The organism is Wenyingzhuangia heitensis (assembly GCF_011762155.1).
Classification (GTDB): Bacteria; Bacteroidota; Bacteroidia; order Flavobacteriales; family Flavobacteriaceae; genus Wenyingzhuangia; species Wenyingzhuangia heitensis.
Genome location: NZ_JAASQL010000001.1, coordinates 1,788,951 through 1,804,624 on the forward strand (window position 1 = coordinate 1,788,951; position 15,674 = coordinate 1,804,624).

The following is a 15,674-nucleotide window of genomic DNA, read 5'->3' on the forward strand; positions in this document are numbered from 1 at the left end:
AGTAAAATAATGACTATTTATGTTGTTTATTAGTAAAAATATGCCTTAAACTTGTCCAGTAGTTGGACACTACTAAACAAGTTTTAAAAGTATTAAAAAAGAAAACAAAACAAGATTGTTATGGCAAAAAAGATATACGATAAAGAAGTTATCGATGAATTGGCATTAGATAACAAGGTTAATGAGAGAACTATCAGGAGATATTTGTCCCCTGCTAATAATTCTTTAGAGGCGGATATAATTAAGAAAAAATATAATGCAATTGTATCTGCTAAGAAAAGCTTTGTTAAAGCTTTTATTCAAACTATTTAATAAATTCTTATGTACGAATATCACAGCAATACACTTTCTATTCCTGCAAAACTTCTTTATGATGATTGGGCTTTAATAGCTTATGAAACATATAAGACTTGGTGTAAAAGAGGAAAGTTGGTAAGAACAAAACAAGGTCGTGGTGCTAGTAACGAGGCTTTTGTAAGCTACAAGGACCTACCCTTAGATATTAAAAATATCTGTTTAAAAGAATTAGGAGATCCTAAAAAAGTAGCGGTAAAAAATATTTTAGTAGAGTATCTGGTACCGGACCACAATGCAATTTCATTTTTTGCTCAACACAGGAAACCAGATGGACAACCTTTGGCACAAGATATACAGGTTATTAGAGCTACTAATGTGATGATTTTAAATGCTATTAGAACGGTGTTGAATGATTATGGTGTTGCTTCTAAAGCTTTTGGAAGAAAGAAAACTCATATCTGGAAGAATATTAGTGATGCTGTAAATGCAATTCCTACCAGAGAGTGGAAATATTCCTTACCCGGTAATGACAGAAGCTTATACAGAAGGTATAATGAATATTTAAAAAACGGTTATGCTTGTTTTATTCATAAAAATGAAGGAAATGAACATAAACTAAAGTTAAAACAAGAGGTTAAAGACTTCTTACTAGCTACTTATTGTTTGCCAATAAAATATACTACTCCTGAGCTGTTAGAAAAATATAATAATGTTAAAGATGATAACAGCTGGCCTAGTATTTCTGAATCTGCAGTAAATCAATTTTTAGATCAACCTGAAAATAAAAGAATTTGGATGCTTGCTCGTCATGGTAAAGAGGATTGGGCTAAAGAGTTTAAACACACGCTTACTCGTAATAAAAAAGGATGGTTTCCAAACGTGTATTGGGCTATTGATGGTACAAAATTGGACTGGGTGCATTTTTGGGATGACAGCAGTAATAATATGGGTGCCAAACTTAAGATTGATGTTGTTTTTGATGTGTTTAGTGAAAAGATTATAGGATGGTCTTTAAGTTTTACAGAAAGTCATGTAGATCACTTTAAAGCTATTAAAATGGCGGTTAATGAAGCAGGTTGTAGACCTTATTTGTTTACATACGATAATCAAAGTGGTCATAAAATGGATAGAATGCAAAATCTGTACAGTTCTTTAGTTGCAAAGTCTGATGATGATGGAAAAAATGGAGGAACACACTATCCACACAAAGTAGGAGAACACAACTCGCCTGCGGAACAATTGTTTAAAAGATTACAGCAGCAAGTAATTACAAAGTTTTGGTTTTCAGATGGACAAAGTATAAAGGTACGTAGAGCTGATAACAGAATGAACGAAGATTTTGTTTATGACAACAAAGATATTCTTAAAACACCTGAGGAACTCTATCAGGCATGGGAAACAGCTGTTAATCTTTGGAATGATAAAAAACATCCTCATTTAAAAAAATTAACCAGAACACAGGTTTATAATCAAGAAATGCCACAAAAACAATCTTTAAGCCTGTTTGATATTATGGATAAAATGTGGATTGAAGAAAAAAACAGACCAGTTACCTATAAAAAACATGGTTTAGACCTAAGGATTGGAGATGTAAAATATCAATATGAGGTGTTGGATGTTGATGGAAATATTGATTTAGAATTCAGAAGAAAATACATAGGTAAGAAATTCATTATTAGATATGATCCAGAGTATTTAGATGGCTACATACAGCTTTGTTTAATGGATGAAAACAAAAAGGTTGTAAATATAGCTAATGCACAGCCTAAGAGAAATCACCAAGCTGTACCTATTCTAATGCAAGATGGAGATAATGAAAAGAGAAAAGAGGATATGAAGGTTAGGGATATTGAGTTTGCACGTGATGAAGCTGATTATAAAGCTTTGGTAAGGAGAACGGGAATATCAAGAGAGAAAATGATAGAAGATCAGGATTTACTAGTAAAGTTCAAAGGGCGTTTGCCAAAAGACCAACGCAGTAAAGTAGAATCATCAGAAAATTTAACAAGCATAGCATCAAGATTTTAAAATTATGACACAAGAATTTAAACAATCTATAGCAGAAGAAGTAAAATTTAGAATTACTAAATCTTCACAGGTAAAAGTTTCAAAACAGGCTAAAGTTTCAAATGCTACCATTAGTCAAATAGTAAATGATAACTGGGAACACATTGCAGAATCTCTTTGGAGTAAAGTGAAAGTAAACTTAAGAATTGATTTGGCTTGGAAAATTGCTCCTACTCAAAACCTAGATGTGGTTGTAGGGGTTTTAGATAAAGTACAAGCTGGTAGCATGAGTGTGATGATATCAGACAAGCAAGGTAAGGGAAAAACTACAGGTTACGAGTATTACGCAAGAAACAACTCTAATGTAATTTTAATAAGCTGCAAAAACTACTGGTCTAAAAAGAGTTTTGCACGTCATCAATTGTTGGCTTGCGGTTTAGAAGATTATGGAACTACTGAAGAAATGATAGAAAGGTTTGAGGAACATTTATCTAAGCTAGAAAAACCACTTACTATATATGATCAGTTTGACAAGTTAAAAGAGGTTCAAAAAGATTTGTTTATGGATTATTATAACTCTTTAGATGGTCATGGAGGCTTTGTTTTATCGGGTGTAAACTTACATCATCAAGAAAAAAAAGGACGTAACAAAAACAAGACAGGTTACGGAGAAAGATGGTCACGTGTGGGGTCTAAAATAATATCTCTTAATGAATTGTCTTATAAAGATGTGGAGTCTATGTGTAGGGTTAATGGATTAGATGAGGAGGATGAGATACTAGAAATTTTTGACACTTGTTTAGGTGACAAAAGACGTGTAAAACGATCTGTTGAGCAGTATTTTTTAAAACTAGCAGAAAATAAATCAGCATAACATGGCAGATGAGAAAACAACAGTAAAAAAATCATTGTCCTACGAGGATATTACAAGAAAAAATTACAAAGTTTTTGATTTTGAAGGTGATTGGAAAAGACATCAAGGAGTTTTAGAGTGTGCGGGTTCAATACTGATTTATGGAGATTCTGGACACGGTAAAACAACTTACGCAATGGCAGCTGCAAAAGAGCTTACACAATTTGAGAAAGTTTTTTACAACACAGCTGAAGAAGGGATGAGACTTTCTTTTAAGCGATCGCTAATGTTAAATAATATGAAGTCTGTAAAATCAAAAATCACTTTTCAAAAAGAAACTTACGATGAAATGGTTTTGAGATTAAGGCGTAAGAGACAACCAAAAGTAGTTTTTGTAGATAGTGTTCAATATTGTTTTAGAGGCAAAAGAGTGACAGATTATTATAAACTGATAGAGGAATTTAACAACACTCTCTTTGTGTTTATCTCTCATATAGATAAAGTAGGAAGTCCAAAAGGAACTGTGGCACAAGAAATTTATTGGGATTGTCAAAACAGAATTTTAGTAAAAGATTTTAAGGCACATATTGAAAAAAGTAGATGTGGTGGTGATGAAGTTGAACCTTTTGTGATTAATGAAGAACGAGCTGCAGCTAGAGAATTAAAACTATTACGAAAATCTTAATCCTATGAAAAAAATACAAAAAATATTAGAATACACACCCAAAGAGTATGATGTGTTAGTGTTGTCGGTATATATGAACTGGTGTGACAAGCATTCTAATAGTGATAGAGAGCTGCAACAATTACTTTCTTATCAGGAACTTTTAAACTGGTTTAAAATGGAGTTTAAAGCCCTTGAAAATGAGTTTATAGAAAGCACTAAGCCGTATGTTAAAAATTTAGACAAAGTGGATGCTTTAAAGTATTACAGTAAGGTGGTTAGTAAAATATTAGAATTTTTTCCTTCCGCATTGTTTCCGGATAAACACAAGTTTACCAGCAGACCAAAACCTGTTAATTTTTTTGAATCTCATAAAAACTAAGCCATGGCAATTAAAAATGTAAAACACTACGTAAATGAAAATTGTTTGAATGCAAATATTGAAGTTTTAAACAATTGGTTAGATGCTAACCCAACAGGATCTAAAGAAAGGACTTTAACAATTATTAAAAGAAACTACTACGTGAATAAAATAATTGAGCTGGATAAAAGCCCTTTTAACTGTATACAGCTATGATAGAAAGAATATTAGCCCTTGATAGCTTGGTGAATGTTTTAACATTAAAAGAGCGCATGTGGTTGCAGTCACAAAGATGTTTGAAAGGTTTTTTGTTGATAGAGGCCCCATCAATGGTGATTGTATTAAAAAGCTTTGTAGTAAAGTATGATTGGCAGCCACCAGAAAGAAAATATAATGAAGATCGTGCAGAAATATGGCTAAATCAAACAACAAAAGAATGGCAACCTATAGAAATGTATAAACACAAAATTATAAACGAAGTTATTAATCAAATCCCTGTTAAAAAATGAGTACAGAAGAACAAACAAGTAAAGAAGCATTGAACCAAAACATTGATGAAGTTTTTGGAGCAAAAGCAAAAAGGTATTTAAAATGGCATGCCGGAAAGAAAAGAATTGAACGAGGTAAAATCATCATACCTAAGGAAAGCACTATTAAAAGGTTTGAGCTGTTAGGTATCTCTGAAATTTTAGCCTTTTGGAAATTTAACGACCTCGAGATAAAGAGATCTGGTGCTGGTTTAAAAATAGAATTTACAATTTAAAAAAGAAATACATATGTGGTTTATCGTAAAAGTAAAGTATAGCAAATTAGATGATAACGAAAAGATTAAAACCTTTAATCAACCTTATTTGTTTGATGCATTAACGCATACTGAAGCAGAAGCTCGTGCTAATGAAGAAATGGGTAAGTATTTATCTGAAGGTTTTATGATCACGGATATATCTATTGCAAACTTCTCTGAAATATTCCCTAGTGAGCATGGAGATCGTTGGTTTAAAGCAAAAGTTTCATTAGTGACTTTGGATGAAGACAAAGGATTAGAGCGTAGAACCAATACTTATGTTTTGGTACAAGCTTTAGATGTAAAAGATGCTTACGAATGGATTGAAGAACAATTTGCGGACACCGTTTCTGATTATTCAATTCCAAGTATTGCAGAATCTCCAATTATTGACATTTTCCCATTTTTTGATGGTGATGAATTGGACGAAGTGCCTAGTGAAACTCCAGAAGAATCTAATACAGAAGATGCTTCAAAAGAACCAGGCGAATTTTTAGACAAGCATGATCCTTTAACAGAGTCTTAAAATTATTACAACAATTATAAAAAATTATATATCCATGAATTTAGACGAATTAAGTCCAGAGGACAAAGAAAAATTAAGAAAGCAATTACATGCTGAGGAACGTGAAGCCAAGAAAAAAGCACAGGCAGATAAAGAGTCTTTTAAGGACTTGACTAAATTATTTGTGCTAGGGAATATTGATAATCTTATTGATTTTCAAAAGATCATTGAGGAAAAGGTTGTTGAGTTATTTGAAGACTACACCATTATTAAAGAATTAAAGCAACTGGTTTATGGACCAAGTGACCAAGATAGTCATACATCAACTTTACAAGATGGTTCCGCAAGTATTACCATAGGTCACAATGTGTCTATTAAGTTTAATGGTAACGAAAGCGCTGGACTTAAAAAGATAAATGAGTATCTAAACTCATTGGCAAGTGATGAGGAGAACTTTCAAAAACTTAAGAAAGCCATTGATATTTATTTAAAAAGAAACGCTAAAACAGGTGATTTAAGTCCAAATAAAATCATTGAACTAAACAGTTTACGAAAAGATTTTAACAGCGAATTGTTTAATGAAGGCTTGGATATTATTATGGATTCTCAAATTAGAACTCGTAACTCTATTTATGTAAGTGGTTGGAAGTTTATTGAAGATGCAAATGGTAGAAAGGTAAAAAAGGAGTTCCGATTTACCGTGTAAAACCAACCCCTCCCTAGTAAGTTTCAAGGGTAGAACTATAGAGTATGGTGGAGTCCAATATCTATGGTTGCAGGTTCGAGTCCTGTCTAGGGAGCTAAATCAAATTACAACACTATGAGAAAATTATTATTACTACTCCCTGTTGGGATTACAGTTTTTGTGGGGTATTCAATCATCCATAAATGTTTAGGAGAAATGTTACAAGGGCTTTTAAATGTGCTCACTTTTTTTATGTGGATAGCCATATTGTCAAACTACCTAACTCAAAAAGAAACTAAAAACTTAAAACGATGAAAAACGAAACAAACAATATCAACGAACAAAACAAGGTTGATTATCAAAAAAAGAAAGCTGAAAAAGCATTAATAAAAGCTAAAGAGGTTGAAGCGCTACAACTATCAAACGGTAAGCATTATCAACGTATCAATAGCAAAACTTATATTTTGATGTAATGTTAGCAACCAAGGAACAAAAAAAACTCATCCGTAAAAACTGTGAGTACAAAGTGGCTATTAAAGAGGAATTTGTGCAATGGGCTACAGAGGACAATAATAAAACTAGTTTGAATGATTTAACCTTTGATCAAGCAAACAAAATATTGTCTGCTCAAACAGGTAAAACAAATACTGCAGACAACTGGGCTTATTTTGATTATAAAAACCCAAAACACAAAACAATCCTTTCTTTATTAAGACAAGCCAATTGGACAGTACCCAATGAGAGACATGGATGTGTAGCAGATTTAGAAAGGTTTTCTAACTTTTTAAAAGACGGTAAAAGTCCCGTTAAAAAGCCTTTAAAAAAGATGGAAGATGAAGAGTTAGAAAAAGTAATAGTAGCCCTTAGAGGTGTAGTAGCAAGTAAATACAAAAAAAGGAGATAATATGGAACATTTAATGATTGACATAGAAACGTTTGGAAATAAATCACACTCAGTAATTGTAAATATAGGAGCTGTTTGTTTTGATTTAAAGACTGGAGAAATAGGTTCTATATTTCAAACATCTGTATCTGCAGATGATTGTGTAAAAAACGGATTAAAAATTAATGCAGACACGTTTTTTTGGTGGTTAGAGCAATCTAAAGAAGCTCAGGATAAAATCGTAAAGGATAGATCAGAAAAGAGTTTAAAAATAGCCTTATTGAATTTAGGAAGGTTTGTTTATGACAACTGTCCTCCAGATGTGCAAGTTTGGGGTAATTCTGCAAGGTTTGATTTAGGAATTTTAGAAAACGCTTATGATGCAATAGGCTTTGATCTTCCTTGGAATCATAAAAAAGAAAGGGATGTAAGAACCTTAGTAATGTTTAATCCTAAAATTAAAAGCGATTACTTAAATAAGCATGGAGTGGCACACGATCCAATATCAGACTGTAAAGGTCAAATAAGATATTGCTGTGACATCTTTAATACTATAAGCGTTCATCATGGTTAGCCACTACATCATAACAGTTGTAAAGCCTAACATGAAATTGAAGCTTACATACAAAAACAAACGTTTTTCTGCCATTAAACATTTGTCTGGTACGTTTGATGAATTTGTGATAAGATATTTGGGAGCCATATTACCTGTGTACGAAAATGAAGTTACTGCCAAAACCAAGGAGTACTCAGGTAGGGTAACCTACTCTTTAGAAGTTAAAGAAAAAACATTGTACACGCAGTTTAACGATGCTTGGCATTTGTTTTATATGGACTTTAAAAAAATAACACCAAAGTTTACAGGAGCTGATGGAAACGCTTTAAAGTCAATTATAAAGTACTTACAATCCATATCAGCCACAGATCAGGAAGCTTTGGCTATTTGGAAAGGTGTTTTAAATCAATGGCATTTGTTAGATGCCTTTCATAAAAAAAACACCGATTTAAAATATATCAATTCACGCTTAAACGTAATTATAGATGAAATCAAACGAATTACTGGTGTTGGATCAGATGGATCTAACAGTTCTACCAATGAAGCAGCAGAAAGCTTTACATATTAGCAAAATTGTATTACAGCAACCTAATGAGTTGGGTGCATTAGAAAGAAAACTACAGCCTACTGATGTGTTTTCTAAACCCACCTTAGGAGAAGTATACAAAGGTCCTTTTAGTAGTGTAGGTTATAAAACTGTTTTTGAATTAACCAATCGTTTTTTAGATGGCTTTGGTTTTGTTACCAAATTGTCTGAAGCACAAAAACAAATTATAACATCTGACTTGTTAGAGGCTTGTAAGTATGAAAGTTTAGAAGATTTGATACTGTTCTTTAAAAATGCTAGAAACGGACTTTATGGTGTAGCTAAAAAAGGAGTTGATGGCAATACAATTCTTGGTGACTGGTTGCCACAGTACTTAGAAGCAAAAACCTTATTAAGAGAGCAAATGGTGTCTCACAAAAAAGACTTGCATTTAACAATGGTTACCGATAAAGCTAAAACTATTGAAACTTATAAAAAACACTACGAACAAAAGGCTGTTAAAAAGAAAGCTGAGGAAATGAGAAATCTTGCCAATGAAGCTACTAAAAATTGTGACAGGCAAATGTTAGAAGATTTAATTATGACATGGGAAAGAAGTGTTGAGTTAAGACCTTATGTAAGGTTGTTAATTGTAAAACGTAAAGAGATTAGAAAATGAGAAAGGAATGGATTGCACATGGGGTGGCTTTGATACATACACCCTACTCAAAAGAAGAATTAGAGCCACAGAGTTATTGGAATAACTATAATAAGTAAAGTGATGAAAAACATTAAAAAACGAATTAAAAGAGCTTTGGCTGCCTTTCTTAGAGAGGAACTAATGGAGTATATAGGTTACAATCACAACATTCCATACATGTCATTAAATGATAGATTTAAAGTTGATGATTTGAATTTTGAAACTGTAGTAATGGAGCAAGATATTTCTATTGATATAGATAATAGAGAGTTACAAAGAGATCCTTTTAGGTTGGAGCGACAAATTGAAGATTGCAAAAGACAATTTGCAGATGAAGTATTAAAACATATTCATGTGGAAACTCAAAACTTAACCAACAGAGAACGTTTTATGAGACGTAGTGTTCGTTTTGTTTTACGTGTTCAAAGTGTAAAATAAATAAGATTTAATATATCTAAAATAATTTATATATTTGTAAGGCAAAACATTACCAAGGATAAGTCCTTAAAACAATTTTTTTAATTATAGCGAACCCCTCGCCACGTTGAAGGTGCTAGTGATAGCCCTAACTCATTCTTTGGAATGTTTTGCACAACCGACTCGAGGGGTTTCGTGTGTCTAAATTTTTCTAGTATGCAAAAAGAAAATGAAATGATGAAAGCGTTTGAGTTCAGCGCAACTAAACAAGAAATAAGAAGTCTTGTTGTGGAAAATGAACCGTGGTTTGTCGCAAAAGATGTTTGTGATGTTTTAGAAATCCAAAATAATCGACAAGCGATTAGGGAATTAGATAATGACGAAAAGCTGATGTATAAATTATATACGTCAGGTCAGAATCGAAAAACGTGGTTAATTTCACAAAGTGGATTATATGCTTTAATACTTAGGAGCAATAAACCACAAGCCAAAACCTTTAGAAAATGGATTACTAGCGAAGTAATACCTAGTTTGTTAAAAAAAGGATATTACAGCGTAAGTATAAACAAGGCTCATGATAATGTTATTGATGTTAGAGATATACCTTATAATATTGTTAAGATTAACGACAAAGATGTAAAAGTAGTTACTATTAAAGATGTACACTGGTTTAGTATTAACGACTACCATGCTGTAATTGGCAGTAGAACTGGAGCAACGCAAACAGCAAAAAAATTAAACAAGGTAAAAGAGTTGGCTTGTAAAATTTGGTTGTTTGGAGCAACAAACCCTAGTTGGTTTACCACAGAGGTAGGTTTGCAATTAATAGCATCGGGTAGTAAAAAAATACAAGTGAGTCAATTACAATTAAATTTAGGGCTATGAGAGTAACAAAGTTTTTTAAAACAAAGTCTGAAATGACTGCCTTTGCTAAAGAATTTGCAAAAGAGCAAACAGAAAACTGGTATTTGCGTACCACATTGCCGTGTAACCATGCGGTAAAAGAAAACAGAAAAGCCATTGTTTTGGTAACAAAAGAACGTATTACACAACGTTTAATTTGTTGTGGTACTTGTAAAAACGCAAACTCTTTAACCCTTAAAAGCTAAACATCATGAGTGTAAAATTAGATAAAAACGGAAACTTAATTATAGTGATAGAAAAAAAACGTATGTATTTAGACCCATTTGAAGAAATACAATTGCGTAAAGATGCTCTACACGATGCTATTGCAGAACATAATAGGGAAGCCTTTTTGGGAAGTAACCCATACAGTGGATTGATGGAACTTTTAAAAGACTTTGAACCTAGTACCGAACAATGGGAAAAAGTATTAAAATAAATTAAAAATTAAAGCTATCTAAACATAATTTGTTTAGATGGCTTTTTTTATTTTTGAAAAAAAACTCATGAATTTTTTTAGATTTATTTTCGGAAGTAAAAAACAAGAAGAGCCTTTAAAAGAAGAAGAGCCTTTAAAACAAGATATTACAATATCTGATTTTAGAAAAAAACAAGAGGCATATCAATTAAAAAAGTCAATAGAAAACATTGAGGTTTCTTTATATGTGAGTTATAGTATTTTACATGAATTAAATGATGAAGTTTATTTTACATATCAAAATAAATTTAATGATTTGAGAAAAGAGGTTGAAACTTTATCTAAAGCAAATATTAATAGCAAAATTTGGGTTAAAGCAAATAAAATGGCTAAAAAAAGATTCATGTCTGATTTTGATATTGATAAACTAGATGATGTAATGATAGATTTAAACTCAAACCCTTCTTTGTTTTTAGACAACTTGAATGCTTTTCATAAAGAAAAATTAATAAAAAGTATAGATGAGTTTTATAAATACTGGTTACGTGCGGTTAAAGCTCTAAAGCAGAAAGCAGCAAAAACGAAAAGGAAATTATATGTTATAAATGGTTACAAAGAGTTAAAAAAAGAACTTATAACACTCAAAGCATTAGATTTTGAGTTAGAGCTAATAGATAAAAAAATAGAACAAATATCCAATGAAGATTGGTCTAGTTTATGATATAAAACCCGATTTGCAAATTTAGCAAATCGGGTTTATTTTTGTCTTATGTGTAAGGCTATCAAACAGAAAATAGGAACGGAACGTAATAAGTTGTACAGGTACAATTTGATAGCTGAATACTATCAGGAAATTTACGATCAGTTTAAAGGCTATATCACGATGACAAAAATACATAGTGATTTTATATACCCTAAGTTTGGTATTAGCAAACAAACCCTGTACACCGTTTTAAATACCAATATTAAAGGTGATTTAAAAAAGCTAGATGAGTTTGAAAAGTCTCAATTAAGTTTGTTTTAAACGTCTGTAGCTTCAATTCCGTAGGTAATTTCATACTGTTGCACTCCATCATCTCTCTTTGTTCTTCTAAAGCGTTTACGCACCAATCTACTTGTATTTTCCATAATTCTAAAACCTTGAAGTTTCTCGTGTATATTTTGTATCTCCTCGTGAATACTCCAAGCGTGTTGTTTTTGTCCTACAGGAGCAAGCTTGCTAGTGTTGGTTAGTTTTAAATTAGCTACCGTAATTACAATGTCTCCAGATGCGTTTTGTCTGTTTATAGGTGTTTTTTTACGGTCTTTACCAATGTCACTAAAAACAACACTAGAAATATCTATCAATGCACATGGCCATTTAACAGGAAAGTTAGGGCTGTAATTGTCTAACTGCCCTGTGTCTTCATCAATATAAGCAATGCTTTGTATTTCTGATAACTTGGTTTGTATTTCGGGAATAAAATGTATCATCTTTTTAAACTGTTTTTAAGATTTTGCTCAACTTCTTTCATATTAACATCTACCACCTGTTTTAAAATACGGTGTACTTCTGGGTGTTCTCCAATAAACTGCCTTTGTTCAATTTTCATTTTAGTTCCTACGGGTTGCATGGCCATCGCTTTCCATTTTTGAGCTTCTGCAGACAACCTTTTATTACGTTGTGTATTTGCCATTGCTTTTTTTCTCACGTTAAATTGTATGCCTCCGTACACCTTATAATACATTGCCCAAAAGAAACTTTTCATTTTTTTAGTGACTTCTATTTCTCCACCTTCATTCTGAATCTTCATGTAAGGCAAATTACTGGACCAGGTAATATCTGTGTCTGTAGTAGTAGGGTTTTGTATGCTTCTACGTCCTTTACCAGAACGAACCAAAGTAGATCCTTTACTGTTTGGGTACTTGTCCGACTTCCATGCTTCATCAAAAAAAGCCTTGCGTTCAAAGTTCCTGTCAAACTCCTGACTAAGCTCTGTGTTAGCATCTTTTAATATTTGTTGACTTATTTGTTTGAAATCCATATCTTTGCTTTTATGATTACTATTTTTGATTTTAAACCCACACAGTTGGAATTGGACGATATTCGTTTTGATTCCCTCTCAATGACCCTTAAGTTTGGCTTAGAGGTTGAAGGAGATTTAACACCTGAGGTTTACAAAAAAATCATAACACAAGACAACGCTTATTATGATTTAGCGGTCTTATTTGAATTTAGAGAAGATCAACAAAAAGCTGATGAATTTTGGAATAAACTTCCATTATCCTATAAGATAGATGGCTTAGGTGGTGATTATGCTCTTACTTCAGTTTAGTATGTTTTTTAATATACTCGTTTGTTTTCCTTCCAATAGTACTGTAATCTTCCATTAAATAGACCATCAAGTCTTTAGATGCCTTTTTCTCATTAATTCCATTCTTTTTTAGTTGATCTCTAAAATTTGTGATCCAAGACTTATAACCATGTCCGTTCTCTAAAATTTCTTTTTGATGTATAGCTTTACCTCCTAGTTTTTCTAAAAAATCTACATAGGTATGTCTTGCACAAAATTGATTTACTGTTTCCATGTTCTTAACTCCAACCTGACCTAGTTTAAAAGGTTTGCTTTTGGTTTTAGCATGTAGTATTTCATGCCACATAGATTCAATAGAATATTCCTGGTTAAATGTTAATTTTTTACCTGATTTAATATTTGCTAAAGCATTTTTAAACTCCTCTAAAGGATTCATTCCAATACTTGTAAACGTGTTGCTACTAATTGAAATTGAAGAACCTCCTACCCAGTCTCCTGTAGATGGTCTGTATGACATTCCATGTTGCATTAAATAAGATTTAGCCTTAGCTACATTAACCTTTTCTAATCCGTTTCTAAAGTCGTTAGGGTTTAGTTTAGCGTATTCAAATAAAACATCTTTAACCTCCTTGTTTGTTGGAATTTCTCCTTTAATGTGTTTATTCAAATCAACAGTAAACTTGTTTGATTTAATGTTTCCTTTTCTTACTTCTTCTTTTACAAAATCAGCCCCTTTTATTTTATTGTATGGATGGTTTGGAGGGAAAATTATTTTTTTCTTCCCAGGATTAAAACGGAAAATTTCTAGTTTGTTTTTTCCATTCTTATCTATAGCAGTCGTTGCTTTTTCTCCTAACTCAATAGCTTTTTTACTGTCAGATGTTTTATGTAATGCTCTTAATAGTTGCACTACTAAACATCTACACCTCCACCCATTGGGAGCAAAATACTTGTCCCAAAAAGGATCGTCTTTAGGTAGCGTAATATTGTGCAATACAGCATGTGAATCTCTTACCTTGTCATCATTGGCCGTACGGTATTGTAATAAATAACGTTCATCATCACTAAAGCTTTCCCATCTATCAGCCATTTGAGAACCTCCTACAGCAAATTCATATTCAGCTTCTAAATAGTGACTATTATATGCTGTTACTATTTTAGAAACATCATATTCAAAAGTTGCAAAAGGTTTAATTTGTTTCTCATCGGTTAAAAGCTCACGAGAAAGCTCTAACAATTGTGTATGTGTTTTTACGGCAGAAAATGTATATACATCATTTTGTAGATGTTTTAACATCGTGGGCGATAAATCTACCTGCTTTAAAGCATAATTAAACACATTGTTAGTTGCATCAATTAAATGGATATATTCTTTGGTGTCCGCTAAATCTTTAGGGTGATAATTTCCTTTTGTATGTAATGTTTTTAAAGCCTTTTTAACAGCATTTAAAACAGGTTTAAAATTATCTTCTAAAGCAAGTGTGATTTGCTCTTTTTGATGTTTACAAGTTCCGCACTCACAATCATACAAATAATCGATACGGTTGTGTAATGCCCCAAAATAACTTTTAGGGCTTAAACGAAAAAATTGTTTGGGTCGTTTGAATCAACACCTAAATGTAGTTTTGCTTTACCATCTGGATTGCTTTGGTTTTTATCTCCAGTAACAGGGATTCCAAACTTATCTATAAACCATTTATCTTCTATGTTTTTATACGGCAATAGTTTTTCAGTCCATTCAAACAACTGGTCTAAATCTTCAGCATCTTCAAAATCAAACTCAACATCTCCTTTAAGTATTCCTAGCTTAATTAATGCCGGAATAACCTTGCTATTCCATTCTTGTTTTAAATCAACCAAATCAGCATTTACCAACTCCTGTAATACCTCTCTTGAACTTTCATCTTTTGAACGACTTCCGTTTTTAGTGTCTTGGCCAATAATAGCTCCGTTAATTAACAAACAGTTTTGATCATCACAAAGTTTTATAAAATTGGTGTAAAGGTCTCCGTTTGTTTTTACATTTTCGGCAAACTCAAAACTTTCACTTTCATCAATAATAAACCAAGCTGCAGAACCTAAATCACGCATCATTTTTTCTGCACGGTTCATCATTCCTTTATCATGTGTATTGGTTTTCATGACACGTGGAGGAATACCAGCTATTTCGCACAATTCAGAATTACAGCTTTGAGCAAACTTTTTAAATAATACATGAGGTACTGCATTGTTTAACAGTCCAAAACCTTCCTTTTCTACAAACTCTAAAACCCATGTACCGTATTCTCTAGCGTTACGGTAATCAATTTTATGAACATCATAGTAATCTTTGTATAGGTACCCATTAACAGGATCTAAGTTGTCTCTGTTAATTAAAGTAACTTCAAGTTCTTTGTTTTTATTAAAAGAAAACTCAATCAAAGATATTTTATGATACTTTTTATCTAGTATGTGTTGACTAATTTCACGAGACCAAATGGCGTTGTTGATGAAGTCTGTTTGTTCCTCGTCAATATCTCCGTTAGGTTTTCTAAGAAGTATTCTTTTAGATAGAGACTTTAGGTCTCTATTCTTTATTTGAGACAATAACAAAGGGTCTTTTCTAACCTCTGTTAGTAATTGTTGTAACAGGTACCATTTAGGATTATCAATCATACTAGCCAATTGCTCTCCTTTTTTCCAGTCCTTAATGTCTTTACGAGTTTGAGAAACCGCTTTAGGAGCAATTTGGTTGGCTAAATTCGCAGAACTAGTCACAACAGCACCCGGACTTAAATTTTGATTCTTTTTAGGATTGTATATTTTTTTACTCTTAGCCATA

Annotated in this window: 27 protein-coding genes; 23 read left to right on the plus strand and 4 right to left on the minus strand. The window is 32.3% G+C overall.

The window, feature by feature from the left end:
- The first annotated feature begins 120 nt into the window (after positions 1-120).
- From FHR24_RS07390 to FHR24_RS07495, 22 genes are all read left to right on the plus strand, one after another.
- Positions 121-312 carry a hypothetical protein gene (locus FHR24_RS07390; protein WP_167186120.1) on the plus strand — a complete coding sequence of 64 codons (192 nt, stop codon included), beginning with the start codon at positions 121-123 and terminating at the stop codon, positions 310-312.
- A gap of 9 nt (positions 313-321) precedes the next feature.
- Entirely contained in the window at positions 322-2,325 is a 2,004-nt protein-coding gene (locus FHR24_RS07395) for an integrase catalytic domain-containing protein (protein WP_208412300.1), read from the plus strand.
- A 4-nt stretch (positions 2,326-2,329) separates the two neighbouring features.
- Positions 2,330-3,178, plus strand: coding sequence for an AAA family ATPase (locus FHR24_RS07400; protein ID WP_167186122.1), 849 nt, complete (start codon positions 2,330-2,332; stop codon positions 3,176-3,178).
- A gap of 1 nt (position 3,179) precedes the next feature.
- A complete protein-coding gene (locus FHR24_RS07405; protein ID WP_167186125.1) occupies positions 3,180-3,842 on the plus strand; it encodes an ATP-binding protein in 663 nt (220 codons plus the stop codon).
- Between the two features lie 4 nt (positions 3,843-3,846).
- Positions 3,847-4,203, plus strand: a complete 357-nt coding sequence (locus FHR24_RS07410) for a hypothetical protein (protein WP_167186128.1) — start codon at positions 3,847-3,849, stop codon at positions 4,201-4,203.
- Between the two features lie 3 nt (positions 4,204-4,206).
- Positions 4,207-4,398, plus strand: coding sequence for a hypothetical protein (locus FHR24_RS07415; RefSeq protein WP_167186130.1), 192 nt, complete (start codon positions 4,207-4,209; stop codon positions 4,396-4,398).
- Positions 4,395-4,691: a hypothetical protein gene (locus tag FHR24_RS07420; protein WP_167186133.1), complete on the plus strand. Its 297-nt coding sequence runs from the start codon at positions 4,395-4,397 to the stop codon at positions 4,689-4,691. Before FHR24_RS07415 ends, FHR24_RS07420 begins: the two co-directional genes overlap by 4 nt.
- Positions 4,688-4,945, plus strand: a complete 258-nt coding sequence (locus FHR24_RS07425; protein ID WP_167186136.1) for a hypothetical protein — start codon at positions 4,688-4,690, stop codon at positions 4,943-4,945. Before FHR24_RS07420 ends, FHR24_RS07425 begins: the two co-directional genes overlap by 4 nt.
- 13 nt (positions 4,946-4,958) lie before the next feature.
- Positions 4,959-5,492, plus strand: coding sequence for a DUF4494 domain-containing protein (locus FHR24_RS07430; protein WP_167186139.1), 534 nt, complete (start codon positions 4,959-4,961; stop codon positions 5,490-5,492).
- 34 nt (positions 5,493-5,526) lie between these two features.
- Positions 5,527-6,177 (plus strand): hypothetical protein, encoded by a 651-nt coding sequence (locus FHR24_RS07435; protein ID WP_167186142.1) that lies wholly within the window; start codon positions 5,527-5,529, stop codon positions 6,175-6,177.
- Positions 6,178-6,291: 114 nt separating this feature from the next.
- Entirely contained in the window at positions 6,292-6,471 is a 180-nt protein-coding gene (locus FHR24_RS07440) for a hypothetical protein (protein ID WP_167186145.1), read from the plus strand.
- Complete coding sequence (locus FHR24_RS07445) at positions 6,468-6,629, plus strand: hypothetical protein (protein WP_167186148.1); 162 nt, start codon at positions 6,468-6,470, stop codon at positions 6,627-6,629. Before FHR24_RS07440 ends, FHR24_RS07445 begins: the two co-directional genes overlap by 4 nt.
- On the plus strand, positions 6,629-7,060 hold the full coding sequence (locus tag FHR24_RS07450) for a hypothetical protein (protein WP_167186151.1): 432 nt from the start codon (positions 6,629-6,631) through the stop codon (positions 7,058-7,060). The genes FHR24_RS07445 and FHR24_RS07450 overlap by 1 nt, the downstream gene beginning before the upstream one ends.
- Position 7,061: 1 nt before the next feature.
- Positions 7,062-7,613, plus strand: coding sequence for a 3'-5' exonuclease (locus FHR24_RS07455; protein WP_167186154.1), 552 nt, complete (start codon positions 7,062-7,064; stop codon positions 7,611-7,613).
- A gap of 31 nt (positions 7,614-7,644) precedes the next feature.
- Positions 7,645-8,163 (plus strand): hypothetical protein, encoded by a 519-nt coding sequence (locus tag FHR24_RS07460; protein ID WP_167186157.1) that lies wholly within the window; start codon positions 7,645-7,647, stop codon positions 8,161-8,163.
- Positions 8,135-8,800, plus strand: a complete 666-nt coding sequence (locus FHR24_RS07465; protein WP_167186160.1) for a hypothetical protein — start codon at positions 8,135-8,137, stop codon at positions 8,798-8,800. Before FHR24_RS07460 ends, FHR24_RS07465 begins: the two co-directional genes overlap by 29 nt.
- A gap of 102 nt (positions 8,801-8,902) precedes the next feature.
- Positions 8,903-9,259, plus strand: coding sequence for a hypothetical protein (locus tag FHR24_RS07470; RefSeq protein ID WP_167186162.1), 357 nt, complete (start codon positions 8,903-8,905; stop codon positions 9,257-9,259).
- Positions 9,260-9,454: 195 nt separating this feature from the next.
- Positions 9,455-10,123, plus strand: coding sequence for a BRO-N domain-containing protein (locus tag FHR24_RS07475; protein ID WP_243846512.1), 669 nt, complete (start codon positions 9,455-9,457; stop codon positions 10,121-10,123).
- A complete protein-coding gene (locus FHR24_RS07480) occupies positions 10,120-10,347 on the plus strand; it encodes a hypothetical protein (RefSeq protein ID WP_167186166.1) in 228 nt (75 codons plus the stop codon). Before FHR24_RS07475 ends, FHR24_RS07480 begins: the two co-directional genes overlap by 4 nt.
- 5 nt (positions 10,348-10,352) lie before the next feature.
- On the plus strand, positions 10,353-10,580 hold the full coding sequence (locus tag FHR24_RS07485; RefSeq protein WP_167186169.1) for a hypothetical protein: 228 nt from the start codon (positions 10,353-10,355) through the stop codon (positions 10,578-10,580).
- 67 nt (positions 10,581-10,647) lie between these two features.
- Complete coding sequence (locus tag FHR24_RS07490; protein WP_167186173.1) at positions 10,648-11,280, plus strand: hypothetical protein; 633 nt, start codon at positions 10,648-10,650, stop codon at positions 11,278-11,280.
- Between the two features lie 48 nt (positions 11,281-11,328).
- Positions 11,329-11,583, plus strand: a complete 255-nt coding sequence (locus FHR24_RS07495) for a hypothetical protein (protein ID WP_167186175.1) — start codon at positions 11,329-11,331, stop codon at positions 11,581-11,583.
- Here FHR24_RS07495 and FHR24_RS07500 read toward each other — a convergent pair.
- Both FHR24_RS07500 and FHR24_RS07505 read right to left on the minus strand, forming a co-directional pair.
- Complete coding sequence (locus FHR24_RS07500; RefSeq protein WP_167186178.1) at positions 11,580-12,032, minus strand: hypothetical protein; 453 nt, start codon at positions 12,030-12,032, stop codon at positions 11,580-11,582. The genes FHR24_RS07495 and FHR24_RS07500 overlap by 4 nt on opposite strands.
- Complete coding sequence (locus FHR24_RS07505; protein ID WP_167186181.1) at positions 12,029-12,583, minus strand: hypothetical protein; 555 nt, start codon at positions 12,581-12,583, stop codon at positions 12,029-12,031. Before FHR24_RS07505 ends, FHR24_RS07500 begins: the two co-directional genes overlap by 4 nt.
- Positions 12,584-12,664: 81 nt before the next feature.
- Between FHR24_RS07505 and FHR24_RS07510 the strand changes: the two genes are divergently transcribed.
- Complete coding sequence (locus FHR24_RS07510; RefSeq protein ID WP_167186184.1) at positions 12,665-12,874, plus strand: hypothetical protein; 210 nt, start codon at positions 12,665-12,667, stop codon at positions 12,872-12,874.
- Here the strand turns inward: FHR24_RS07510 and FHR24_RS07515 are convergent.
- The gene (locus FHR24_RS07515; RefSeq protein WP_167186187.1) at positions 12,861-14,384 is read right to left on the minus strand and encodes a phage head morphogenesis protein; all 1,524 of its coding nucleotides are present in this window, start codon (positions 14,382-14,384) and stop codon (positions 12,861-12,863) included. The genes FHR24_RS07510 and FHR24_RS07515 overlap by 14 nt on opposite strands.
- A 44-nt stretch (positions 14,385-14,428) precedes the next feature.
- Positions 14,429-15,673, minus strand: a complete 1,245-nt coding sequence (locus FHR24_RS07520; protein ID WP_167186190.1) for a phage portal protein family protein — start codon at positions 15,671-15,673, stop codon at positions 14,429-14,431.
- Position 15,674: the final 1 nt, after the last annotated feature.

Coding starts and splice junctions, on each gene's coding strand:
- FHR24_RS07390 (WP_167186120.1), top strand. CDS start 121: ATGGCAAAAAAGATATACGATAAAGAAGTTATCGATGAATTGGCATTA.
- FHR24_RS07395 (WP_208412300.1), top strand. CDS start 322: ATGTACGAATATCACAGCAATACACTTTCTATTCCTGCAAAACTTCTT.
- FHR24_RS07400 (WP_167186122.1), top strand. CDS start 2,330: ATGACACAAGAATTTAAACAATCTATAGCAGAAGAAGTAAAATTTAGA.
- FHR24_RS07405 (WP_167186125.1), top strand. CDS start 3,180: ATGGCAGATGAGAAAACAACAGTAAAAAAATCATTGTCCTACGAGGAT.
- FHR24_RS07410 (WP_167186128.1), top strand. CDS start 3,847: ATGAAAAAAATACAAAAAATATTAGAATACACACCCAAAGAGTATGAT.
- FHR24_RS07415 (WP_167186130.1), top strand. CDS start 4,207: ATGGCAATTAAAAATGTAAAACACTACGTAAATGAAAATTGTTTGAAT.
- FHR24_RS07420 (WP_167186133.1), top strand. CDS start 4,395: ATGATAGAAAGAATATTAGCCCTTGATAGCTTGGTGAATGTTTTAACA.
- FHR24_RS07425 (WP_167186136.1), top strand. CDS start 4,688: ATGAGTACAGAAGAACAAACAAGTAAAGAAGCATTGAACCAAAACATT.
- FHR24_RS07430 (WP_167186139.1), top strand. CDS start 4,959: ATGTGGTTTATCGTAAAAGTAAAGTATAGCAAATTAGATGATAACGAA.
- FHR24_RS07435 (WP_167186142.1), top strand. CDS start 5,527: ATGAATTTAGACGAATTAAGTCCAGAGGACAAAGAAAAATTAAGAAAG.
- FHR24_RS07440 (WP_167186145.1), top strand. CDS start 6,292: ATGAGAAAATTATTATTACTACTCCCTGTTGGGATTACAGTTTTTGTG.
- FHR24_RS07445 (WP_167186148.1), top strand. CDS start 6,468: ATGAAAAACGAAACAAACAATATCAACGAACAAAACAAGGTTGATTAT.
- FHR24_RS07450 (WP_167186151.1), top strand. CDS start 6,629: ATGTTAGCAACCAAGGAACAAAAAAAACTCATCCGTAAAAACTGTGAG.
- FHR24_RS07455 (WP_167186154.1), top strand. CDS start 7,062: ATGGAACATTTAATGATTGACATAGAAACGTTTGGAAATAAATCACAC.
- FHR24_RS07460 (WP_167186157.1), top strand. CDS start 7,645: ATGAAATTGAAGCTTACATACAAAAACAAACGTTTTTCTGCCATTAAA.
- FHR24_RS07465 (WP_167186160.1), top strand. CDS start 8,135: ATGAAGCAGCAGAAAGCTTTACATATTAGCAAAATTGTATTACAGCAA.
- FHR24_RS07470 (WP_167186162.1), top strand. CDS start 8,903: ATGAAAAACATTAAAAAACGAATTAAAAGAGCTTTGGCTGCCTTTCTT.
- FHR24_RS07475 (WP_243846512.1), top strand. CDS start 9,455: ATGCAAAAAGAAAATGAAATGATGAAAGCGTTTGAGTTCAGCGCAACT.
- FHR24_RS07480 (WP_167186166.1), top strand. CDS start 10,120: ATGAGAGTAACAAAGTTTTTTAAAACAAAGTCTGAAATGACTGCCTTT.
- FHR24_RS07485 (WP_167186169.1), top strand. CDS start 10,353: ATGAGTGTAAAATTAGATAAAAACGGAAACTTAATTATAGTGATAGAA.
- FHR24_RS07490 (WP_167186173.1), top strand. CDS start 10,648: ATGAATTTTTTTAGATTTATTTTCGGAAGTAAAAAACAAGAAGAGCCT.
- FHR24_RS07495 (WP_167186175.1), top strand. CDS start 11,329: ATGTGTAAGGCTATCAAACAGAAAATAGGAACGGAACGTAATAAGTTG.
- FHR24_RS07500 (WP_167186178.1), bottom strand. CDS start 12,032: ATGATACATTTTATTCCCGAAATACAAACCAAGTTATCAGAAATACAA.
- FHR24_RS07505 (WP_167186181.1), bottom strand. CDS start 12,583: ATGGATTTCAAACAAATAAGTCAACAAATATTAAAAGATGCTAACACA.
- FHR24_RS07510 (WP_167186184.1), top strand. CDS start 12,665: ATGACCCTTAAGTTTGGCTTAGAGGTTGAAGGAGATTTAACACCTGAG.
- FHR24_RS07520 (WP_167186190.1), bottom strand. CDS start 15,673: ATGGCTAAGAGTAAAAAAATATACAATCCTAAAAAGAATCAAAATTTA.